This window comes from Georgenia deserti (assembly GCF_042680605.1).
GTDB lineage: Bacteria > Actinomycetota > Actinomycetes > Actinomycetales > Actinomycetaceae > Allobogoriella > Allobogoriella deserti.
On the sequence record NZ_JBHUEE010000007.1, the window covers coordinates 197,272 to 220,156 of the forward strand.

The 22,885-nt window shown below is 71.6% G+C and carries 18 protein-coding genes; 15 read left to right on the forward strand and 3 right to left on the reverse strand.

The annotated features are described in order from the left end of the window. Positions 1 to 262: 262 nt before the first annotated feature. The 4 genes from ACFSE6_RS13950 (at position 263) to ACFSE6_RS13965 (ending at position 6,466) form a co-directional block, all read left to right on the forward strand. A complete protein-coding gene (locus ACFSE6_RS13950) occupies positions 263 to 1,564 on the forward strand; it encodes an ABC transporter substrate-binding protein (protein ID WP_388008242.1) in 1,302 nt (433 codons plus the stop codon). Beyond that, on the forward strand, positions 1,561 to 2,475 hold the full coding sequence (locus ACFSE6_RS13955) for a carbohydrate ABC transporter permease (protein WP_388008245.1): 915 nt from the start codon (positions 1,561 to 1,563) through the stop codon (positions 2,473 to 2,475). Before ACFSE6_RS13950 ends, ACFSE6_RS13955 begins: the two co-directional genes overlap by 4 nt. Before the next feature lie 14 nt (positions 2,476 to 2,489). After that, positions 2,490 to 3,296: a carbohydrate ABC transporter permease gene (locus tag ACFSE6_RS13960; protein WP_388008248.1), complete on the forward strand. Its 807-nt coding sequence runs from the start codon at positions 2,490 to 2,492 to the stop codon at positions 3,294 to 3,296. Positions 3,297 to 3,367: 71 nt separating this feature from the next. Continuing rightward, the gene (locus ACFSE6_RS13965) at positions 3,368 to 6,466 is read left to right on the forward strand and encodes a glycoside hydrolase family 38 N-terminal domain-containing protein (RefSeq protein WP_388008251.1); all 3,099 of its coding nucleotides are present in this window, start codon (positions 3,368 to 3,370) and stop codon (positions 6,464 to 6,466) included. A gap of 24 nt (positions 6,467 to 6,490) precedes the next feature. Here ACFSE6_RS13965 and ACFSE6_RS13970 read toward each other — a convergent pair whose 3' ends face one another. Next, a complete protein-coding gene (locus ACFSE6_RS13970; RefSeq protein WP_388008254.1) occupies positions 6,491 to 7,567 on the reverse strand; it encodes a LacI family DNA-binding transcriptional regulator in 1,077 nt (358 codons plus the stop codon). Between the two features lie 141 nt (positions 7,568 to 7,708). After that, on the reverse strand, positions 7,709 to 8,593 hold the full coding sequence (locus ACFSE6_RS13975; RefSeq protein ID WP_388008257.1) for a LysR family transcriptional regulator: 885 nt from the start codon (positions 8,591 to 8,593) through the stop codon (positions 7,709 to 7,711). Between the two features lie 80 nt (positions 8,594 to 8,673). Here ACFSE6_RS13975 and ACFSE6_RS13980 point away from each other — a divergent pair, with 80 nt between their 5' ends. Together ACFSE6_RS13980 and ACFSE6_RS13985 are read left to right on the forward strand one after the other, a co-directional pair. Next, on the forward strand, positions 8,674 to 9,768 hold the full coding sequence (locus ACFSE6_RS13980; protein WP_388008260.1) for an EamA family transporter: 1,095 nt from the start codon (positions 8,674 to 8,676) through the stop codon (positions 9,766 to 9,768). Further along, positions 9,765 to 10,415, forward strand: a complete 651-nt coding sequence (locus ACFSE6_RS13985) for an NAD(P)-dependent oxidoreductase (RefSeq protein WP_388008263.1) — start codon at positions 9,765 to 9,767, stop codon at positions 10,413 to 10,415. Before ACFSE6_RS13980 ends, ACFSE6_RS13985 begins: the two co-directional genes overlap by 4 nt. Before the next feature lie 293 nt (positions 10,416 to 10,708). Here ACFSE6_RS13985 and ACFSE6_RS13990 read toward each other — a convergent pair whose 3' ends face one another. Continuing rightward, positions 10,709 to 12,268 carry an alpha-amylase family glycosyl hydrolase gene (locus ACFSE6_RS13990; protein ID WP_388008266.1) on the reverse strand — a complete coding sequence of 520 codons (1,560 nt, stop codon included), beginning with the start codon at positions 12,266 to 12,268 and terminating at the stop codon, positions 10,709 to 10,711. Positions 12,269 to 12,503: 235 nt separating this feature from the next. Here ACFSE6_RS13990 and ACFSE6_RS13995 point away from each other — a divergent pair, with 235 nt between their 5' ends. The 9 genes from ACFSE6_RS13995 to ACFSE6_RS14035 are packed head-to-tail and all read left to right on the forward strand — an operon-like array spanning position 12,504 to position 22,875. Continuing rightward, complete coding sequence (locus ACFSE6_RS13995; RefSeq protein ID WP_388008269.1) at positions 12,504 to 14,180, forward strand: carbamoyltransferase family protein; 1,677 nt, start codon at positions 12,504 to 12,506, stop codon at positions 14,178 to 14,180. Further along, positions 14,177 to 15,748 (forward strand): HAD-IIIA family hydrolase, encoded by a 1,572-nt coding sequence (locus ACFSE6_RS14000; protein ID WP_388008272.1) that lies wholly within the window; start codon positions 14,177 to 14,179, stop codon positions 15,746 to 15,748. Before ACFSE6_RS13995 ends, ACFSE6_RS14000 begins: the two co-directional genes overlap by 4 nt. Continuing rightward, positions 15,745 to 16,767, forward strand: coding sequence for a glycosyltransferase family 9 protein (locus ACFSE6_RS14005; RefSeq protein ID WP_388008275.1), 1,023 nt, complete (start codon positions 15,745 to 15,747; stop codon positions 16,765 to 16,767). The genes ACFSE6_RS14000 and ACFSE6_RS14005 overlap by 4 nt, the downstream gene beginning before the upstream one ends. 5 nt (positions 16,768 to 16,772) lie before the next feature. Further along, the gene (locus tag ACFSE6_RS14010; protein ID WP_465254160.1) at positions 16,773 to 17,729 is read left to right on the forward strand and encodes a glycosyltransferase; all 957 of its coding nucleotides are present in this window, start codon (positions 16,773 to 16,775) and stop codon (positions 17,727 to 17,729) included. Then, on the forward strand, positions 17,726 to 18,952 hold the full coding sequence (locus tag ACFSE6_RS14015; protein WP_388008281.1) for a glycosyltransferase: 1,227 nt from the start codon (positions 17,726 to 17,728) through the stop codon (positions 18,950 to 18,952). Before ACFSE6_RS14010 ends, ACFSE6_RS14015 begins: the two co-directional genes overlap by 4 nt. Further along, positions 18,949 to 19,662, forward strand: coding sequence for a D-sedoheptulose-7-phosphate isomerase (locus tag ACFSE6_RS14020; protein WP_388008284.1), 714 nt, complete (start codon positions 18,949 to 18,951; stop codon positions 19,660 to 19,662). The genes ACFSE6_RS14015 and ACFSE6_RS14020 overlap by 4 nt, the downstream gene beginning before the upstream one ends. After that, on the forward strand, positions 19,659 to 21,179 hold the full coding sequence (locus ACFSE6_RS14025) for a PfkB family carbohydrate kinase (protein WP_388008287.1): 1,521 nt from the start codon (positions 19,659 to 19,661) through the stop codon (positions 21,177 to 21,179). The genes ACFSE6_RS14020 and ACFSE6_RS14025 overlap by 4 nt, the downstream gene beginning before the upstream one ends. Further along, entirely contained in the window at positions 21,176 to 21,892 is a 717-nt protein-coding gene (locus ACFSE6_RS14030; RefSeq protein WP_388008290.1) for an SDR family oxidoreductase, read from the forward strand. Before ACFSE6_RS14025 ends, ACFSE6_RS14030 begins: the two co-directional genes overlap by 4 nt. Further along, positions 21,889 to 22,875, forward strand: a complete 987-nt coding sequence (locus ACFSE6_RS14035) for a glycosyltransferase family 9 protein (RefSeq protein ID WP_388008293.1) — start codon at positions 21,889 to 21,891, stop codon at positions 22,873 to 22,875. The genes ACFSE6_RS14030 and ACFSE6_RS14035 overlap by 4 nt, the downstream gene beginning before the upstream one ends. Positions 22,876 to 22,885 lie beyond the last annotated feature (10 nt).

Consider the following 22,885-nt stretch of genomic DNA (forward strand, 5'->3'; position numbering starts at 1 on the left):
CCTTCAGCGGACGTTCAGACATCCGCTCATGACTCGATCGTCCGCTCTCGGCGCATGGGGACACGACCTGATAGCGATATCAGCAAACAGCGCCCGATCGGCGCACAAAGCGACCACAGACTGTTGCCCTGACCAGGCGTATCATGGTGATTCTGCGGGAGACACCGGCCCATGGTTGCGGGATCCTGGCTGGTAACGTTAACGTGGGCGAGTTCTTTCCGCTGACCGACGCCGACGGCGAGCACACCGATGGAGGTCCAGGATGCCGGCAACGAGGCGCGCCGCGACGATGATCGACCGCCGCACCGCGCTGCGCTGGGCGGGCCTTGCCGGCGGCGCCGCCCTGCTCGGCTCCTGCGCGCGCGGCACGCTTACCCGCGCCGCCCCGGGCCCCGACGTCACCCTCAGCAACGACAACCCGACCTGGGCGCCAGGTTTCGTCAGCGCTGGCGATGTTCTGCGGGACAGCGTCGGCCACGGTCTCGCGGTCCGCGCCATACCGGATGTCAGCAGCTACCAGCAGGTGGTGCGCATGTCCGCCCGGACTGATTCAACAACCGACCTCGTCAAATGGTGGAACGGCTACCGGCTGCGCGACGTCGCCAGAAGCGAGATATTCGCGGACTTGTCCACCGCGTGGGACAGCGCAGAGGCCGAGGGGTGGGTCGACCCGGCGACGCGTGAGAGCTTCAGTTACGACGGCACACCGTACGCGGTCCCCTTGTACCAGTCGTACTACGCCATGTTCTACAGCAAGCCGGCCTTCGATCGGCTCGGCCTCGATGTCCCGCAGACATGGGACGAATTCATCGCCATCGCCGAGGAACTGCGCGACGACGGCGTCACACCGTTGGCGAGCATTGGGGTAAGCACCTGGGAGTCCCTGATCTGGTTCCAGCAACTCCTCAATGGACTCGATCCGGACTTCTACGTCGCTCTGACTGAAGGCCGAGCCTCGTACACAGACGACACGGCTCAGCAAGCCATGAGCATCTGGGTCGACATGTACGAGCGCGGCCTCTTCTCGTCGCCTGATTTGGCCATGGGAGGGCTACCGGGCAGCTTCGCTGAGGGCACCATCGGCATGAACCTGTACGGCACCTGGAACGCGAATGCCTTTGTTCAAGCCGGACACGATGACGAGACATTTGGGCTCTTCGTGGTCCCCCCGGTAGTCGACTCTGCACCTCCGGCGGTCGTGACAGAGAGCGGAGCTCTGGCAGTCGCTGCCAACGCTCACAAGCTCGACGCTGCGTTGGGTGTGGCGGGAAGGTGGCTTGAGACCGGAGTGCAGGAAGCCTGGGTGGGCTTTCTCAACGACCTCTCGGCGAACGACGACGCGCTGCCCCCCGTGCGCCCCGTTCAGGACCTCGCCGCCGAGGTCGCACGCCTCGACCCCGTCCTGGCCACACGCTACTGGGAGGCCTCACCTCCGGTCCTGGTGGAAGGCAACGTTCAAGAGCTCGGCGCCTTCATGGCTGAGCCGACTGCCGCGATGGCGCGCTCCACCCTGCAGCGGATGCAAGAACGTGCGGAAGCGGAATGGGAGGCGTGGTCGCTATGACGACCACGGAACGTATCCGCGTCCCGATCCAGCGGGGTGCAGCTCCGCAACGGACAGGGCGGACGCGCGGCTACCTCGCGCTGTTCCTGCTCCCAGCCGTCGCCCTCGTCGGCATTCTGCTCGTCCTGCCGTTCGCATTGACGGTCTACCGGAGCTTCTTCAGCGACGACGGCTTGAGCCGCAGCTGGGTGGGCCTGACCAACTACTCGGTGCTGTTCCGGGACGAGACGTTCCTGCGTGCCCTGCTCAACACGGGCATGTGGACCATCGGAGCGCTGCTGCTGCCCGTCCTGATCGGCCTGCTCATCGCCGTGGCGACGAGCAGTTGCGGATGGGGGAGGTTCGCGCGGTTCTCGGTGATCCTCCCCTACGCGCTGTCCGGATCGGTCACCGCGATCCTGTGGAACTTCATGCTCCAGACCGACGGCGCGGTCAACGCCATGCTCTCCCTGCTGGGACTCTCGGGCCTCGAGCAACCGTGGCTGCTCGAGTGGCCGATGAACACCATCGCGATGATCATCGCCACCACGTGGCAGGCGACCGGGGCCAACATGATCCTCTTTCTCGTCGGCCTGCAGGCGATCCCCACCGAGACCATCGAGGCAGGCCGGCTCGACGGTGCCGGCGGCTTCCGACTCCTGCGCAGCATCGTGCTGCCGCAGCTGCGCCCGATCAGCATCGTCGTCATCGGCATCACCCTGGTGGGCAGCCTGAAGACGTTCGACATCGTCTGGCTGCTGACCAAGGGCGGGCCCGGCACCGCCTCGGAGACCCTTGCGCTGGCGATGTACCGGCAGACCTTCACGCTCAGCCGGTACGGCTACGGCGCGGCGGTCGCCGTCGTCCTGACCGTGATCGTGCTCGCGGCGTCGTGGATCTACCTGCGCCGGCAGACGCGGCCGCAGAGCTGAGAGAGGACCTGACCATGGCACGGCGCCTGCGCAACGTGATCCTGGCCGCGGTGGCGGTCCTGTGGCTGATCCCCTCCTACCTGGTGGTGGTCAACGCCTTCACCGCCCCCGCCGAGTACTCCGGGCCGCGCTGGTGGTTCACCTCCTTCGCGTTCGTCGACAACATCGCCGTCGCGTTCCGCACCGCCGCGATCGGCCAGGCGATGTGGAACAGCTTCCTGTACTCCACCGGGGCCGCGCTCATCGCGGTCCTGGTCGCGGCCCTGGCGTCCTTCGCGGTCGTGGTGATGCCGGTCCGGCGGTCGGCACTCTGGTTCTGGGCGATCTACACCGGCACGATCCTGCCGCTGCAGGTCTTCCTCTCGCCGCTGTTCAACGGCTACGCCGCCACGTCGCTCTACGACACGCAGTACGGCATGGTGCTCATCTACGCCGCCATCGCCGTGCCGTTCGCGTTCTTCGTCATCCGCAACTACATGACGACGGCGCCGCGCGAGTTGATGGAAGCGGCGCAGCTCGACGGCGCCGGCTGGCTGACCATGTTCGTCCGCATCCACCTTCCGGTGGCCCGCGGCGCCCTCGTGGCCGCGTTCCTCTTCCAGTTCCTCGCCACCTGGAACGACCTCCTCTTCGGCATCACCCTCTCCACGAGTCCCAACGTCCGGCCCGTCATGGCCGCCCTCGCCGAGCTCAACGGTCAGTACTCCGGGCTCGGCCCGCCCGTCATCCTCGCTGCGGGGATCGTGGCCTCCGTCCCGACGGTCGCGCTCTTCCTGTCCTTCCAGCGCTTCTTCGTCAACGCCCTGCGCCTGGCGCCTTGAACCGCGGGCAGCATCCGTTCCCGACGTTCCCACATTCCCAAGACCTCGACCGCAATGAGATGGGTATCCATATGACAACCGCACTGGTCAAGGACCACCGTTGGTCGCTCGAGCGAGCTCGTTCCGAACTGGTCCACCGCGCCATCGCTGCCGAATCCGTGATCGGGGGATGCGGCGTCCAGATCGTTCCGGAACCATTGCTGCGCCGCAGCGATGACGGACGACTGCTGCAGGCGGTCCGCCTGGTCGTGGATGGCCCCGTCCGAGCCGAGGAGATCCTCGTGCGCGCGTCCGGCGGCTCGGCCAACCACGTGCAGACCATGCCGGGACCGTCCGGCAGTGTTCGCATGCTACTCCCAGCCGTCGACACTCCTGCGTCGATCACCGTGGAACTGCCCTGGCTGAGCACGCAGAGGTCGCTCATCTTCGAGCAACTGCCGGTGCGGCAGTGGTCCATCCACCTGGTCCAGCACTCCCATTACGACATCGGATACACCGATCCTCAGGGCAGAGTGCTCCGTGAGCAGCTGGCTTTCCTCGACTCATGCCTCGATTACGCACGCGCGACTGACGGACGGTCCGAGGCGGCGCGGTTCCGTTGGGCGGTCGAGGCGCTTCACCCGGTCGGCCAGTGGATCGCCTCACGCCCCCGCGCGCAGGTGGAAGAGTTCTTCGACCGAGTGCGAGCAGGTCAGATCGAGCTCACTGCGCTGCCGTACAACCTCCACATCGACACCTGCTCCACGGACGAGTTGCACGAACTGCTCCAGCTCTCGCGTGAAGTCCGCCAACGGTCCGGCGTCGAGATGCCCGTGGCCATGCAAACCGATGTACCGGGCCAGCCGGTAGGCCTGCCGACCGCACTGGCGCAGCAGGGCGTGAGGTACCTATCCGTCGCGCACAACTGGGCGGGCCGGTCCGTGCCGCACATGATCGGCGGCCAACACTTGCCGCGCCTTTTCCGCTGGCGTGCCCCCTCCGGCGAAAGTGTGCTCGTCTGGATGACCGACACGCCGCACGGACTCGCCTACATGGAGGGCGCGTCCGTCGGTTTCTCGACCTCGTACGCCGTGGTTGACGAGCTCTTCCCCGCCTACCTGACCTCCCTGGCAACGCATTCCCACCCCTATGCGCCGGGCGCATTCGGTTGGCACGGGCCCGCCGTGACCGACCGCGAACCCTACCCGTGGGATGTGCTTCATCTCCGAGTGGCGGGTCGGTACAGCGACAACGCACCCCCCAGCCTCATCCACTCGGACATCGTCGAACGGTGGAACGAAACCTGGGAGTTCCCCAAACTCCGGCTGTCCACGAACGCCGACTTCTTCGCCGACGCGGAACAACGTGTGGGCAACGCGATCCCTACGGTCACCGGTGACTGGGGCGACTGGTGGGTCGAAGGCGTCGGCAGCGCGGCCCGACCACAAGCCATGGTCCGTCAGGCCCAGGCGCGGGTCACCGACTCGGAGACAGTTAGCGCCCTGGGGAGTGTTCTCGGTGCCCACGAGGTCCCCGGTGAGCGCGAGCGTTCGCGTCGGACCTACGCGGCGATATCGCTGTTCAACGAGCACACCTGGGGCGCGTCGAACCCGTGGGCCATCAATGACGACGGCGAGTCTTCAGGCGAGGAGCAGTGGCACTGGAAGTACGCACGCGCGCTTGAGGCTCGTGACACGGCCGAGAGGTTTCTCGACGACGCCGTGGTCCACCTCGGTGCTGGGGTCCAGGAGGCACCGGACGCCGACATCACCTACCTCGCCGTCAACACCACAGGTTTCAGCCGATCTAGCGTGGTCAGCCTCTTCGTACGGGAGAGCCGGGCTCCCCTCAACGAGCCGCTCGTCGTGCGGGATGCGCGCAACGGGGAGGTTTTGCCAAGCATCGAGATCCCTCAGACGAACCCGAACCGGCGCACGGGCGGGCGCTTTCTGCGGGTATACGTCCGTCACATCCCCGCGGCCGGCTCGGTGCAGCTCACGGTGGCCCGCGGACCTGCGAGTGACGTGCCCACGCCCGCCGTCGATGCGACGGGCGTAACGGTGCTCGAGAACGAGCACCTTCGGGTCGAGGTGGATCTGCACACCAGCTGTATCGCTTCCATTCTCGACAAAGCCACCGGCCGGGAATTGGTCGATCCTGACGCCGTCGTCGGCATGAACGGGTACATCTACGACACGTACACCACCGCCGGCGGATACAACCATCAATCCAACAAGATGACCGTCTCGGCGGAACTCGAGCTACTCGGCAGCCGTTCGCTGGGTAAGCCCGCCGTGCTCGTGGATCGTTCGAGCAACCCGCTCAGCGAGGAGCTCACCTACGAGTTCGCAGCCGACGGAGCGGACTGGGTCCGTGTGCGGCTGTGTCTATCGCGCCACTCGGGAGTGCTCGAGATCGAGAATCGGATCTCCAAACCGGCGACGATGACCAAGGAGAGCGCCTTCTTCGCCTTCCCGTTCGCCATGGCGCAACCACGTACCCGGTTCGAGATCACCGGGGGTCTGACCGGTCCGGATCTGCCCGAGGTACCCGGCGCACCACGGCACATGCGTGCCGTCCGTGAGTGGGTGACGTTCGAGGAAGACGATCTGGCGATAGCGTGGGCCACCGCCGACGCCCCGCTCGTCCATCCTGAGGTGGTGGCGTTGCCTTATGCACCATTCCCAGAGAGCATGTCCCCCCGTCAACCGGGCACCGTCTACTCCTGGGTCCACAACAATGTCTGGGACACGAACTTTCCCGTGCAACAGGCCTTCGAGACATCCTTTCGCTATGCCATCGGCGTGCGACGTGCAGGCGAGCGGATCTCAAGCCCGGGCCTGGCCATCCGGACCGCGGCCGAACTCAGCCACCCGGTCATCGGGGTGCTCGCGACCGGTGGACGCGAGACTGTGCGGCCGGATTCGGAGTGGTCGCTGCTGACTGTGGAGGACGATCGAGTGCGCCTCGTGGCTGTCGAAGCGGTGGGGCCCGGCAGTCACCTCATCAAGTTGCAATCGTTCGCTGAAGAGTCCATCCGGGCGCGACTGCGTCCGGGCGTCGCCGTCAGTCACGCCACACTTGCCACGTTCCTCGGTGACCGGCTCGAGCCTCTCGTCGTGTCAGATACTGCGATCGACGTCCCTGTGCCGGCATTGGGTGCCGTGGGCGTTGTCGTCGACGCAGCATGACGTGGAGGCGCCGCAGGCCCCCCTTCAGGCTTGGGCCAGCGGCGCCTCACCCCGGCGGCGGGTGCGGATCGACGATGGGAGCTCGATGGTCCGTGACGGCCGGTCCACGCGCTTGCCTTGGAGCCGGGAGAGCAGCAGCTCGGCAGCCGTCCGACCGAGCTCGCGCGCGTCATGCGTGACGATCGAGAGATCGCCGGGCACGAGCTCCTCGAGGTCGAACGTGTCGAACCCGGCCAGCCGGACACGAGCGAACATGTCCACCCCGCGTTCGCGGCCGACGTCGTACAGCGCCTTGATGACGCCGATCATGTTGCGGTTGTTGGCGCTGAAGATCGCCGTCGGCGGTTCGGGCAGGGCGAGCAGCTCGTGCGCGGTGAGGCCGGCCGCGTGCACGTCCTGCTGGCCGCGCCGGACCAGGTCCGGCAGCACCGGCACGCCCTTGGCGAGGTGGGCCCGTTCGAATCCCTCGTATCGGCGCTGCCCGGTGAAGACGGACAGGGCGTTGCCCATGAAGGCGATGCGCCGGTGCCCCTCGTCGAGCAGCAAGCGGGTCACCTCCTCGGCGCCGCGGACGTCGTCGACCAGCACCGCGTCGACGTCAACGCCCTCCTGGCGGCGGGAGGCGAACACCAGCGGTACGCCGTGCCGCTGCTCGGGCAGCAGATGCTCGGCCGATCCGCCCGAGGGCACCACGATCAGGCCCTCCGCCTGCCGGCCGACGAAGTCGGCGACCAGGCGTGCCTCCTCCTCGAAGTCCTCGTGCGAGGTGCCGAAGACGACCCGCCGGTTCTCCTCGCCGAGGATCTCTCCGATCCCGTCGAGCACCTCCGCGTAGTAGGGGTTGGTCAGGTTGGTCACGACCACGCCGACCAGGCCGCTGCGGTGGCCGGGGCGCAGGCTGCGCGCGCTCTCGTTGCGGCGGTAGCCGAGCGCCCGGACGGAGTTCTCGACCTTGCGCTGCATCGCGGCGCTGACGTGGTGGCCACCCGAGAGGACGCGCGAGACGGTCATCGGGCTGACACCGGCGTGCCGTGCGACGTCGCTGATCGTCGGCAGCGACCGCGGGCTCGCGTTCTCGTGCTTCTCCTCCGGGCCGGCCATGCTCCCAACATATTGGACCGCGGCGCCGAGAAGCCGCAGTCGTCCGCCCGCCGCCGCACCGAGAGCGGAAACCTGGTCAATAGCGGACGTTCAAACATCCGCTATTGGCACAGGTTTCCGCTCTCGGCGGGGGCCGGCCGGTCACGACACCGGGGAGAGCCGATCCACCTCACCGAGGAAGGCCCGCAGCGCCGGTGAGGGGTTGAAGTCGCTCCACACCAGGTACTCGACCCGGCGCGGACCGTCATCGACCGGGACGGTCAGCAGACCCTCCCCACGCGGGCCGATGAATGATGCCGGCAGCAGACCGACGGCGAGGCCCTGCCGGATCAGTCCGGTGAAGAGATCGGCGGTGGACACCTCGAAGGCCACGTCCCGTGCCAGCCCGGCGGCCGCGAACGCCAGATCGCTCTGGCTCCTGCCCGGCGAACCCGCCGGGAAATCGACGAACACCTCGTCCGCGATCTGCGCCAGGGACAGATGGTCGGCAGTCCCCAGCCGATGCCCCGGGGACAGCACGGCGACCAGGTCGTCGCGGGCGAGCTCGCGCGCCCCGACGCCCACCGGTTCATCGACCTCCGGCAGGCCGAGGAACGCCGCATCCAGGCGACCGCCGGCCACACGCTCGGTCATCTCCTGGCTCGCCCCCATCGTGAGAGCCACCCGCACGGCCGGGTACCGGTCGCGGAAGCGTTGCAACAGCTCCGGAATGTCGACGGCGGCAACTGTCGGGATGACGCCGACCGTGAGCCGGCCGCGTACCTCGCCGGCCGCGTCGGCCGCCTCGCTGACGGCGCGCTCCGCGGCCGCGAGGCACTCGCGAGCCCACGGGAGGAAGGCCGCGCCGGCCTGTGTGAGCTCGACCCGCCTGCTGCTGCGCGCGAACAAGGTCACGCCCAGCTCGCGTTCGAGCTTCGCGATCTGGTGACTCAGCGCCGACTGCGCGACGAAGCACCGTTCCGCGGCTCGGGTGAACCCGCCGGTCTCGGCGACGGCGAGGACGTACCGGCACTGGTGCAACTCCATACGTTCAATCGTGCGCTGCGATCGTTGCGATGACAACCATGTCTTGGACAGATCGATCGGGCAGGCGGAGCCTGGTCGGCATGGCCCGCACCGCCGAATCCGAACGCGTGACGCCACCTCCGGCACCGCCGGCGACCGCCGCGCGCGGCCGGCTTGACGGTCGCGTGGCCGTCCTGGCGGCGACGGCCCTGGCCCCGGCCTCCTGGGGCACCACCTATGCCGTGACCACCGAGTTCCTGCCACCCGACCATCCGATGTTCGCGGGGCTGATGCGCTCCCTTCCGGTCGGCCTCCTTGCCCTCGCCCTGACCCGGTGCCTCCCGTCCGGGTCCTGGTGGTGGAAGGCCGCGGTGCTCGGCGTCCTCAACATCGGTGCCTTCTTCCCGTTGCTCTTCCTGGCCGCCGAGCGACTGCCCGGCGGCGTCGCGGCGACACTCGGCGCGGTCCAGCCGCTCGCGGTCGGGGTGCTGGCGATCGCGGTACTGCGCGAGTCGCCGTCGTGGTGGCGCCTCGGATGGGGAGCCGCCGGCCTGCTCGGGGTGGGGCTGGTGGTGCTGACTCCCGCCGCCGCCCTGGACGCCGCCGGCGTGGTCGCCGGTCTCGCCGCGACGGCGTCGATGGGGCTCGGTCTCGTCCTCATCAAACGCTGGGGGCGGCCGCCGGGAGTCAGCTCGATGACCTTCACCGGATGGCTCCTGACGTTCGGCGGTCTGGCGTTGGCCCCGCTCGCTTTGGTCGTCGAAGGAGCGCCCGCGACCGTCGACGCCGGCGCCGTGGGCGGCTACCTGTGGCTGGGTCTCATCGGAGGGCTGCTCGCGTACACCCTCTGGTACCGCGGGCTGAGCCGGCTACCGGTCACGGCCACCGCCCTGCTCGTGCTGCTCTCCCCGCTGGTCGCTGCCGCGGTCGGCGTTCTCGCCGTCGGCGAACGTTTCTCTCCCGCCCAGGCCGCGGGCTTCGCCCTGGCCCTGCTCGCCCTGCTCGCCGGACAGTTCACCGGGCGCCAGCTCCGCACTCCACCGCGCACCGAGAGCGGAAACCCGAGTCAACAGCGGATGCTCAAACATCCGCTCGAAGCGCAGGTTTCCGCTCTCGGCGGTGCTGGGCCGGCTGCGACGGACGCCGACCACGTCACGGGGCGACCCACCGACCGAGCACGGGGAGGCGACTCGTGAGGATCACCGTCATCGGAGCCACCGGCATGGTCGGCCGCCGTGTCACCAGTGAGGCGGCAGCACGCGGACACCACGTGGTCGCCGTCTCCCGGACTGCACGTCCTGAGGCCGGCCGGTCGCCCTACAAGGTCACCGTCCTCACCGCCGACGTCGCCGACACGACCGCCATGCAGTCGGCGATGGATGGTTCGGACGCGGCCGTCCTCGCCGTCCGCCCGGAACCGGGACACGAGGTCGCTCTGCTGCCCGAGCTGACCCGGTCCGCCCTGACGGCCGCGCATGATGCGGGCGTACGGCTCCTCGTCGTCGGTGGTGCCGGACCGCTGCGCAGTCCGCGACATCCGGGCCGGACAGTGGTCGACGATCCCGACCATGTCGCGCCACCGTGGCGTGCACTCGCCGCCGCGAGCGCCGCGCAGCTGCAGGAGTGCCGGAGCCACCCCGGCGGCGACTGGACCTACCTCAGCCCGCCGGCGGTCCTCGCACCCGGTGCCCGGTCGGGCCGTTACCGCACCGGCACCGACGGCGTGCTGCTCACCGACGCCTCGGGCAACTCGCGGATCAGCGCGCAGGATCTCGCCGTCGCAGTCGTCGACGAGCTCGAGTCCCCCGGCGCGCCCCGGTGGTTCACGGTGGCAGTCGTCTGAGGGTGCGGGTAGCCCGCCCGCGGCCGCGCGCCGAGAGCGGAAACCTGAGTCGATAGCGGACGTTCAAACATCCGCTCAAGGCACAGGTTTCCGCTCTCGGCGGGGGTGGCTCGCTGGGGGCTCGGTGGGGCTCGGCTGTGACCGACGCCACGACAGAGTTCCGGCCACGCACGGAATGGTGCCCCGGCGTCGTCTGTTGTGCTCACTGGCCGGCCCGGTTCCATGCCCCCGGGCCTCACCCCTCGCCGCTACGAGCGGCCACCTGCCGCGAGGCGGCTGGCCGGGCCGGCCTCTCACGTCCACCGCAACCAGCGGTACCCGAACCCGGCCAGCGCCACGCCGTCGCGCCCGGGTGTCCGGCTGCTGACGTCGTCGACGAGGACCTCCTCGTACTCCTCCGGCAGCTCCGACGGTCGCGCCACGACCGTCACGGCGGAGAGGTTCGCCAGCATGAGCACCGAGCCGGAGGGGCCGTCGTGCCGGAGCGCGAGCACGGACGGCGCGCCCGAATCGAGGGGGCGGCAGGTGGGTCCGGCCGTCTCCGGCAGGGTGCGGCGTGTGCGGACCATCTCGCGGATCCGGTGCAGGAGCGAGTCCGGATCGGATTCCTGCTCCGTGACCTCACGCCACGGCATCGGCGTGCGCACCGCCGTCCGTTCCGGCAGCCGCAGATCGTCGCCGAGCCCCACCTCGTCCCCGTATCGCAGGACGGGGATCCCGGGAAGGCTGAGCATGACGGCGTGCGCGAGCGCGACCCAGCGTGGGTCCCCATCCAGCATCGGCGTCAGGCGGCGGCGAATGCCGCGACCGTAGATCTGCATCTCCGGCTCGGGGGCGAACGCGGCGAAGACCTCCTCACGCTGCTCGTCGCTGAGCCGTTCGAGGTCGAGCTCGTCGTGGTTGCGCAACCAGTTCGCGTACCGGGCTCCCGGTGGCGGCTCCGGGAGCGCGTGCAGTGCCTCGACCAGCGGTGTCGCGTCCCGGCGGGCCAGGGCAAGGAAGAGGTGGTTGTTGATCCAGAAGTTGAGGATGACGTTCAGGCGTCGGTTGCCGCCGAAGTAGCCCGCATACTTCTCCGGCTGCTCGTCCACCTCGCCCATGAGGAAGACGTCGTGGTCGCGGGACTCCACGTGCTCGCGGAGCTCCTCCAGCCACCACAGCCCCTCGTCCGAGGGATCGTCCGTCGCCGTGCGTTCGATGATCATAGGCACCGCGTCGATCCGGAAGCCGTCCACCCCGTGCCCGAGCCAGAGGTCGGCGACCTCGGCGATCTCCTGCCGGACCACGTCCTGACTCAGGTCGAGGTCCGGCTCGTGCGCGTAGAACGCGTGCCGGTAGTACTGCCCGGCGACCTCGTCCCACGCCCACACGCTGTCCTCGACCCCCGGGAAGATCGGCTCGACGTCGGTCTCCTCGGGCTCATCGGCCCACACGTAGTAGCCGCGGTAGTCCGAGCCGCGGTCCCGGCGTGCCTCCTGGAACCACCGGTGCTGGTCGGAGGTGTGCTGGACGACCAGCTCGACCATCACCCGGAGGCCGAGGTCACCGGCCCGGCGGACCAGCGTGGTGAGGTCCTCGATGCTGCCGAACCGCGGATCGACGGTCCGGTGGTCGCTCACGTCGTACCCGCCGTCGTGGTACGGCGTGCCGTAGAACGGCAGGATCCACAGGCAGGTGGCCCCGAGGTCGCGGATGTGCTCCAGCCGATCGGCCAGCCCTCGCAGGTCACCCTGCTCGCCGCCGTCCGAGGCGGCGAACCGGTTCGGGTCGACCTGGTAGATCACGGCGTCGGCGTACCAGGGCGCATCTCCCCTGTCGGGACGGGCCTCGGCAGTGGGCTCGGTGGCGCTCATCGGGCCCAGCGCACCATGGCTCCCGGCGATCGGCATCCCGAGCGGGGCTGCGCCCTGCCGGCGCCACGACCCGCGTCACGGCCCGTGGAACGAGCTCGCGCGGACCGCCCACGGAACGGTGAACCACTTCGACGTGCGAGAAGCGCTGCTCGGGCACACAGTGGTCCCCAGGCCGCCCCGACCACCCCTCCTGGCGCGGAGCCGACGTGTCGACCGACCACAGAGCGGAGACATCATGCGGGTACTCGGAGTCAACGCACTGTTCCACGATCCGTCAGCGGCGCTCGTCGTCGACGGCGAGACCGTGGCCGCGGCGGAGGAGGAGCGGTTCTCGCGCCGCAAGCACGGCAAGCGGCCGGTGCCCTTCGCCGCGTGGGAGCAGCCCGAGCAGGCCATGCGGTGGTGCCTGCAGCAGGCCGGCCTGCGCCCGCAGGACCTCGACGCCGTCGCCTACTCCTTCGACCCCGGCCTGGCCCGGCCCGCCGAGGAGATGGGCATGAACGACCCCTGGGATCAGCTGCGCCGGACCTACGCCGAGCGCGCCCCGCACTTCATCGCCTCCGCCGTGCCCGGCCTGGACCCTGAACAGGTCCGGTTCGTCCCGCACCACGTCGCTCACGCCGCCTCCGGCGCCCTGGCGTCCCCGTACTCCTCGAGCGCGACCCTGGTCCTCGACGGTCGCGGCGAGCGCAGCTCACACCTCGCCGGCCGGTACGACCACGGCCGATTGGAGGTCTTCGCCGGGCAGGAGCTGCCGCACTCGCTCGGCCTGCTGTACGAGTCGCTCACCGAGCATCTCGGGTTCCTGCGCTCCTCCGACGAGTACAAGGTGATGGCCCTAGCCTCCTATGGCCGTCCGCGGTACCTGGACGAGCTGCGGGAGCTGGTCCACGCCACCGACGACGGCGGGTTCGTCGCCCCGGTCCCGGACTGGGCCCGGTGGGCACCGCCACGGACCGGCTCCGACTGGGACAGCCTCCACGCCGACCTCGCGTGCTCCGTCCAGGCCCGGCTCGAGGAGGTCCTCGTGGACCTGGCCCGTTGGCTGCACGAGCAGAGCGGCGAACGAGTGCTGACGATGGCGGGTGGCACGGCCCTGAACTGCGTCGCGAACTCGCGGATCTGGCGGGAGACGCCGTTCGAGGAGGTCTGGGTCCAACCGGCGGCCGGCGACGCCGGGACCTCGCTTGGGGCCGCTCTGCAGGTCGCCGCCGACGGCGGCCGCGAACCGCAGCCGATGTCCGGTGCGGCGCTGGGCCGCGGCTGGTCCGACGACGAGCTCGCCGCGCGGCTCCGGGGCGCCGCCGTGCCGTTCACCACCCCCGACGACCTCGCCGAGGAGGTGGCCGAGATCCTGGCGCACGATGGCGTCGTCGGCTGGTTCGACGGGCGCAGCGAGTTCGGGCCGCGCGCTCTCGGGCAGCGTTCGCTGCTCGCCCATCCGGGACATGCGGAGAACCTCGAGCGACTCAACGACGTCAAGGGACGCGAGCAGTTCCGGCCGGTCGCGCCGATGGTGCTGGCCGATCGGGCGGCCGAGATCTTCTCCGGCGGACCGATCCCGAGCCCGTACATGTTGTTCGTGCACGAGGTCGCACCCGCCTGGCGGGACCGGATTCCGGCCACGGTGCACGTCGACGGAACCGCACGCATCCAGACGGTCGATCCCGCCACCCAGCCTCGGCTCGGCGCGATGCTCGAGGCCTTCGCCGCTCGCACCGGCCTGCCCGTGGTCATCAACACCTCGCTCAACACGGCGGGCCGTCCCATGGTCGACGACCCCCGCGACGCCCTCGAGCTGTTCGGCTCCGCGCCGGTCGACGCGCTGGTGGTCGGTCCGCACCTGGTCCGGCGCGCGGAGATGTTCGCGCCCGTCGTCCGGGAGGTCGCGACCGCCGGGGCCGCCCGATGACGCCCGAGTACGCCGTCGTCGTCCCGTCGGTCGGCCGGCCCAGCTTGGAGACGCTGCTACGCGGACTGTCCGAACAGGAGCTCCCGCCTGTGGAGGTCGTCGTGGCCGACGACCGACCGCTGCGCCAGACCACCCCGCTGGCCGCTACGGCCGGCTCCGTGCCGGTCCGCGTGGTCCGGTCCGGCGGCCGCGGCCCGGCGGCGGCGCGCAACGCCGGCTGGCGCTCGACGACCACGCCGTGGATCGCCTTCCTCGACGACGACATCGAGGTGCCCCGGGACTGGTCCGCGGCACTGGCGCAGGACCTCGACCAGGTGGCCGACGACGTCGCGGGCGTGCAGGGCCGGATCACCGTTCCGCTGCCGGCCAGCCGCCGCCCGACCGACTGGGAACGCAACACCGCCGGCCTCGAGGGGGCCGTCTGGGCGACGGCGGACATGGTCTACCGCCGCCGGGCGCTCGAGGAGGTCGCCGGCTTCGACGAGCGGTTCCCCCGGGCCTACCGCGAGGACGCCGACCTCGCCCTCCGGATCCGCGACGCCGGTTGGCGCCTGGTCCGGGGCGGGCGGCACATCGTCCACCCGGTCCGGCCGGCCGACTGGCGCGTCAGCCTCCGCGTGCAGGCCGGCGCCGCCGACGACGCCCTCATGCGGTCCCTGCACGGTCCCGCCTGGCGCGAGCGTGCCGAGACCGGCCAGGGCCGCTTCCGGTGGCACGCCGCGACGGTCGCCGCCGCCTGCGGGGCCGCCCTCGCCGGCCTGACCGGTCATCGACGGACGGCGACGGCCCTCGCGGCCTGCTGGGCCGGCCTGACCGCCGACTTCACCATCCGGCGGGTCCGGCCCGGCCCCCGCCCGGGCGAAGACGGGTGGACGGCCGAGGGGGTGCGCATGGCCGTCACCTCGGCCGCGATCCCGTTCGCCGCCGTCGTCCACCGCGCCCGCGGCCTGGTCCGGAACCGGGACGTGCCCACCTGGCCACCACCGCTGCGCGCGGTCCTCTTCGACCGTGACGGCACCCTCGTTCACGACGAGCCCTACAACGGCGACCCGGCCCTGGTCCGGCCCGTCGACGGCGCCGCGGCGGCGGTCGGCCGGCTGCGAGAGGCGGGCATCGCCGTCGGCGTGGTGACCAACCAGTCCGGGATCGGCCGCGGGCTGCTCACCGCCGACCAGGCCGGTGCGGTGAACGCCCGGATCGAGGAGGTGATCGGCCCGGTCGAGATCTGGCAGATCTGTCCGCACCGGCCGGACGCCGGCTGCACGTGCCGCAAACCCGCGCCCGGGATGATCCTCGGCGCGGCCGCCGCCCTCGGGATCTCTCCCGCCCAGTGCGCGGTGATCGGGGACATCGGCGCCGACGTCGCCGCAGCCCACGCGGCCGGCGCCCGTGCCGTCCTCGTGCCGACGCCGCAGACCCGTCCGGAAGAGGTCGACGACGCGGCTACGACCGCCGCCGTGGCCGCGGACGTCGAGGCCGCCGTCGAGTTGTTACTGCGCGGCGACCGCCGCACGGAGACCGCCACCGGGCGGCCCGCGCCCGCCCCCGAGGTGGTGGTCCCCTCATGAGCCGCACGCTCGCCGTCCGCCTCGACAACGAAGGCGACGTCCTGCTCACGGGCCCCGCGTTGCGGGCATTGGCAGCCACCACCGACATCCTGGACGTCCTCGTCGCGCCGTCCGGGCTCGCCGCCGCCGAACTCCTGCCGGAGATCTGCGAGAGGCTGGTCTACCCGGCGCCGTGGAGCGGTTTCGATCCGCCGCCGGTGGACGCCGCAGCCACCCGCGAGCTCGTCGCCAAGCTGGCCTGCCGCGGGTACGACCGCTGCGTCGTCTTCACCTCGTACCACCAGTCCCCGTTGCCCATGGCGTTGTTGGCGCGACTGGCCGGGATCGGGTTCGTCGCCGCGACCAGCGAGGACTACCCCGGCTCGCTGCTGTCCGTGCGCCATCGGCGTCCGGACGGCCTGCACGAGGTGGAGGCGGCGCTGGACCTGGCCTACGCCGCGGGTGGCCGGCTGCCGGCCGGCGACGACGGTCGCCCGGCCGTCCAGGGCCCGCTGCCCGACGTCGGGCATCTGCTGGACGACGACGAACCGTACGTCGTGGTCCATCCCGGTGCCTCGGTGCCGGCCCGGGCCCTGACGGCCGAGCACGCCGGCAGCATCGTCGAGGCGCTGCGGGCGACCGGCTGGCGGGTCGTCGTCACCGGCGGACCGGGCGACGCACGACTGACGGCACCCGCCGCGGCCCGCGGCGCCCTGGACCTCGGTGGACGCACGAGCTTCGCCGAGCTCGCCACGGTGCTCGCCCACGCCCACTGCGTCGTCGTCGGCAACACTGGCCCTGCCCACCTGGCCACCGCGGTGGACACCCCGGTGGTGTCCTTGTTCTCCCCTGTCGTGCCTGCCGAGCGCTGGGCGCCGTACGGACGGGACGTCGTCGTGCTCGGCGACCAGCGGGCGGCGTGCGCGAACACCCGCGCCCGGGAGTGCCCCGTCCCCGGTCACCCCTGCGTGTCCGAGGTGGACGCCGCCGCCGTCGTGGCGGCGGTGGCGGGCCTGACCACGGGGAGGGCGGCCGCGTGAGGGCGCTGCGGGTGCTCGTCTGGCACGTCCACGGCTCGTGGCTCACCGCGTTCGTCCACGGTGGCGAGGAGTACCTGCTGCCCGTGGTACCCGGCCGCGGTCCGGAGGGGCGCGGACGCGCGCAGACGTGGGACTGGCCCTCACGGGCTCGCGAGGTCACGCCGGAGGAACTGGCGCAGGAGCCGATCGACGTCGTCCTCCTGCAGCGGCCCGACGAGCTCGAGCTGCTGGAGCGGTGGACCGGCCTGCGCGCGGGGACGGACGTGCCGGCGGTCTACGTCGAGCACAACACCCCGCGCGGACCGGCCGTCGAGACGCGGCATCCGCTCGCCGACCGGGAGGACATCCCGCTGGTCCACGTCACCGCGTTCAACGCCCTCGCATGGGACAACGGAGGAGCTCCGGTGCGGGTCATCGAGCACGGGGTGCTCGACCCGGGCGCGCGGTACACCGGAGAGCTGGACCGGATCGGCGCCGTGGTCAACGAGCCGGTACGACGTCACCGTGTCGCCGGCACGGACATCCTCCTGACTCTGTCCCGCCGGCTGCCGATGTCGGTCTTCGGCATCGGCGTCGACCCGCTGGCCCGCGAGAACCCCGGCCTGCACGGTCACCTGCACAACCTCGACCAGGACGCCATGCACACGGCGCTGGCGCGACACCGCGCCTACCTCCACCCCTACCGCTGGACCTCGCTCGGACTCTCTCTCATCGAGGCGATGACCCTCGGTATGCCGGTGCTGGCGCTCGCGACCACGGCCGCGCCGGAAGCCGTCCCGGCTGAGGCCGGAGTGGTCAGCTCGGACCCGGACGTCCTGGCCGAGGCCGCACAGCGGTGGTTGTCCGACCCCGACGAGGCCCGCGAACGCGGCGCCGCCGCCCGGCGCCACGCCCTGAACCGGTACGGCCTGGACCGATTCGTCACCGAGTGGCACCAGCAGCTCGAGGAGGTTGTCCGATGAAGATCGCCATGGTCTCCGAGCACGCCAGCCCGCTGGCCGCACTCGGTGGGGTCGACGCGGGCGGTCAGAACGTTTACGTCGCGGAGCTCGCGACCCGGCTGGCCGGCCGCGGGCACGACGTCGTCGTCTACACCCGACGGGACGAGACGGGGCAGGACGAGCGAGTGCGTACCGACGCCGGCTTCACGGTGGTGCACGTCCCCGCCGGGCCGGGACAGCCACTCGCCAAGGACGACCTTCCGCCGTACATGCCGGAGTTCGGGCGGTGGCTGGCGGGCGAATGGACGAGAAACCGTCCGCCGGATGTGGTCCACTCCCACTTCTGGATGTCCGGCCTCGCTACTCTCGAGGCGGTCCGGCACGTCGCCGTCCCCACCGTGCACACCTACCACGCGCTCGGCACGGTCAAACGGCGCCACCAGGGTGCTGCCGACACCTCACCACCCGGGCGGGTCCGGGCCGAGCGGCGGATCGGTCGCACCATGGACCTCATCGTCTCCACCTGCCGCGACGAGGTCGACGAGCTCGCGGCCATGGGCGTCCCGACGCAGCACACCCGCATCGTGCCGTGCGGCGTCGACGCCGAGACCTTCACCGACGCCCCCGCGGCCGGTGAGCACGATCCGGCCGGCCCGCGCACGCAACCGCACCGGCTGCTCAGCGTCAGCCGCCTCGTGCCCCGCAAGGGCATCGACACCGTCGTCGCCGCGCTCGCCGATCTGCCCGGCACCGAACTGGTGATCGGTGGCGGCCCGCCGGCGGCCCAGCTCGAGAAGGACCCGGAGATCCGGCGGCTGCGCGAGGCGGCCGCGCGGGCGGGGGTGATCGACCGCGTGCGCTTTCTCGGCGCGGTGGACCGCGCCGACATGCCGGCGCTGATCCGAGGCAGCGACGTCGTCGTCACCACGCCGTGGTACGAGCCGTTCGGGATCGTGCCGCTGGAGGCGGCCGCCTGCGGCCGGCCGCTGGTCGGCTCCGCCGTCGGCGGCCTGCTGGACAGCGTCGACGACGGCGTCACCGGCCGGCTCGTCCCGCCGCGCGACCCGGCCGCCCTTGCGGCCGCGCTCGCGCCGTTGCTCGCCGATGCCGGCCGCCGGCGGGCGATGGGGGCGCACGCACGGCGCCGTGTGCTGCGGCGCTTCGCCTGGGACGCCGTCACCGACGGCACGCTGGCGGCCTATCGCCAGGTCACCCGCACCGCGCTCGAGGAGGCACTGGCATGACGACCACCCTGTGGCTCGAGGACCACGCTCGTGAGCTGACCGGCGCGCTCGAGGGACTGTGCACCGACGCCGGCACCGTCTCGCGCTGGGCGCGGTTGCTGGCCGAACGTCTCGTCGCGGGCGGCAGGCTGCTCGTGGCCGGCAACGGCGGCAGCGCCGCGGAGGCCCAGCACCTCACCGGAGAACTCGTCGGCCGGTTCCTCACCGAACGACGGCCGTACTCCGCGATCTGCCTCTCCGCCGAGACATCGGCGCTGACGGCGATCGTCAACGACTACGGGCCCGATGAGGCGTTCGCGCGACAGGTCGAGGCCCACGGGCGCCGCGACGACGTCCTCATCCTGCTGTCCACCTCCGGCGCGTCCGCCAACGTGCTCGCCGCCGCCGACCGAGGCCGCGAGCTCGGTCTGCACGTGTGGGCGATGACCGGGCCGGGGCCCAACCCGCTGCAGGCCCGCAGCCACGACACCTTGTGCGTGGCCGCGTCCTCGACGGCGGCGATCCAGGAGATGCACCTCGTGGTCGTTCACGCGCTGTGTGCCGCGGTGGACGCCGAGCTCGGCGAGCTGGACGGCCTGGTGTCCCGGCGCCCGCGGCCGGCGGCGGCCGCCGCGTCGGCGGTGCCGGCCCAGGTGAACGGGCCGGCCCAGGTGAACGGGCCGGCCCAGGTGAACGGGCCGGCCCAGGTGAACGGAAGGACCGCGACATGACCGGCGATCAGATCTCCCGCCGTCCGCACGTCGTCGTCATCGGGGACGTCGTCCTCGACCGCGACGTCGAAGGGTCCGCCACCAGGCTGAGCCCGGACGGTCCGGTGCCGGTGGTCGACGTCGCCGACGTGCGGGAGTCTCCCGGCGGCGCAGGGCTCGCCGCGCTGCTGTGCGTCGAGCGCGGAGCACGGGTGAGCCTGGTCGCGCCGATCGCCGCGGACGAGGCAGGAGACCGACTGGCCGCACGGCTGGGCGAGGCGATGACCGTGGTGCGTCTGCCGCACACGGGCCCGACACGGACGAAGACCCGGGTCCGTTCGGGCGGGCAGTCCCTGGTGCGGGTGGACGACGGCGGACCCGCCGGCCCGGGCCAGGTCGACCCGTCCGAGGTGCGTCTGGTGCTCGACGCCGCCGACCTCGTCCTCGTCTCCGACTACGGTGCCGGTGTCACGCGGGACGAGGAGTTGCGACGGCTGCTCGCCGCAACGGCGATGCGCTCGCGGCTCTTGTGGGACCCGCACCCGCGTGGCGGGGCGCCGGTGCCCGCGGCGAGCCTGGTGACCCCGAACGTCGCCGAGGCCCGCAGTACCGCGCCCGACGACGCCGCGACCCCGGACGTGCTCGCCGCCGATCTCGTCACGCGCTGGCAGGCCGAGTCGGTGTGCGTGACCGCCGGGTCCGACGGGGCGTATCTGGGACGCAGCGGTCAGGAGCCGGTGTTCTTCCCGGCTATCGAGGCCGGCGGCGACCCGTGCGGAGCCGGTGATGCGCTGGCGGCGAGCTGCGCCGTCGCCCTGGCCGGTGGGTCGACAGTGACCGACGCCGTCGAGCGCGGTGTCGCGCACGCGTCCGCGTGGGTGGCCTCCGGTGGCGCGGACGGGTTCCGTGCCCGTCGATGTGCTCGCTCGACCGATGCGGACGACGTCGGAGATGTCGCAAGCGCCGTGCGCACCGGCAGCGGGCCACGCGACGGGAGCGAGACGAGCGCGGAACGCGACCCGCGGGCCGTGATCGGCAACGGCGTGCCGGCCGAACCCGAGGCCCTGACGCGGCTGGCCGCACGTCTGCGCGCCGACGGCGGCACCCTGGTGGCCACCGGTGGCTGCTTCGACCTCGTGCACGCCGGCCACGTGGCCACCCTCGAGGCCGCGCGCCGGCTCGGTGACCACCTGGTGGTGCTGATGAACTCGGACGCCTCCGTCACGCGCCTCAAGGGGCCGGGGCGTCCAGTGGTGCCCGCCGCGGACCGCGCGCGGGTGCTGGCCGCACTGGACTGCGTGGACGCCGTCGTCGTCTTCGACGAGGACGATCCGCGCGCCATGTTGGACCGCCTCCAGCCGGACGTGTGGGCCAAGGGCGGTGACTACGGCACCGCGCCGTTGCCGGAGTCCGAGGTGGTGCGCCACCACGGCGGGCGGGTGGTGGTGCTGCCGTACGTGGACGGCCGCTCGACGACCTCGATCATCGAACGCTCGGGCCTGGCCCGGGTGCACAGCGACGGAAGGAGCACGGCATGAGCGCATCCGCACCGCAGTCCCGCACCCCACGCGAGATCGGCACGGTGTTCGTCACCGGTGGCGCCAGCGGCCTCGGTGCCGCAGTGGTCGAGGCCGTGCAGGAGGCAGGCGGTACCCCCGCCGTCCTGGACCGCGCCGCCCCGCAGGCCGACGCCGCGCACGTGCGCGTGGACCTCGCGGACAGCGCGGCGGCTCTCGAGGCGGTCGAAGAGCTGGCCGGCCGCGTGGGTCCGCCGTCGGCGGTGGTGACGGCCGCCGGAACGGATGCGGTCGGCGAACTGCTCTCCGTGGAGCACGAGGCGTGGGAACGCGTGGTCCGGGTGAACCTCTTCGGCACGGTCGCGGTGGTACGGGCGTGCCTGCCCCACCTCGAGAAGGTCAACGGCTCGGTGGTCACCGTCGCGTCCACGCTGGCCCTGAAGGGGGCGGACGCGGCCACGGCGTACGCGGCGTCGAAGTTCGGCATCCGGGGGTTCACCCAGTCCCTCGCCGTGGAGTACGCGGGCCGGGTGGGGGTGACCTGCCTGCTGCCGGGTGGTATGGACACGGCGTTCTTCGACGACCGCGAGGAGCGATTCAAGCCCGCGCCGGATCAGGAGCTGAACGACCCGGCCAACACCGCGGCAACGGTGCTCACCGCGCTACGCCAGCCGGTCGGGTGCGAGATCCGCGAGATGCTGGTGATGGCCTCCGGCGAGCCCTCCTGGCCGTGAACCCTGCGGTGCTGCCGGGCGCGACAGGGGCTGCCGGCACGCCGCTCCTCGGTCCCGGCGACGTGCTGGCGTTCCGGGCGCTCGGGCTCGGCGACGCACTGGCCGGCGTCGCCGCGCTCCGCGGACTCCGGCGTGCCTTCCCCGACGGGAGACTGGTCCTGGCCGCGCCGCGGGCGACGGGCGACTGGCTGCGCGAGCTTGGCGTCGTCGACACGGTGCTGCCCGTTCACGGTCTGGAGCCGCCGGCGGGGGGCGGCATGAGCGACGGCGGGCATGTGGCCGTGAACCTGCACGGCCGCGGACCGCAGAGCCACCGGCTCCTCGACGCCACGCGCCCGGCACGGCTCGTGGCCTTCGGGTGCGCCGGGGCCGGGCACGAAGGACCGCCGTGGCGCCAGGACGAGCACGAGGTCGACCGGTGGTGCCGCCTGGTGCGATCCGTCGGCGGGCACTGCTCACCGCAGGACCTGCGGCTCGAGCCGCCGGGTCCACGCGGCGACGACGTCGTCATTCATCCCGGCGCCGCCTCCGGAGCACGCCGGTGGCCGGTGGACCGGTGGCGTGCCGTCGCCCGGGCACTGACCGGCGACGGCCTGCCTGTCGTGGTCACCGGATCCGCCGCCGAGGCTGACCTGTGTGAAGCGGTCGCCGACGCCTGTCCCCGCGCGCGCTCGCTGGCCGGAGAGCTCGACGTCCCCGGCCTGGCTGCCCTGGTCGCCAAGGCGCGACTGGTGCTGTGCGGGGATACCGGCGTCGCGCACCTCGCGACCGCCTACGGCACGCCGTCGGTGCTGCTGTTCGGGCCGACGCCGCCGCAGTGGTGGGGTCCCGCGATCGACCACGACCGCCACACCGTGCTCTGGCACGGTGAGGGCCCGGGTGACCCGCACGCCGAGGAGCTCGACCCGGCGCTGGCGGCGATCACGGTCGACGAGGTGCTCGCGGCGACGGCTGAGCTGGCCTCACCTCCGGCCGAGCGCTGAGCCTCGATCC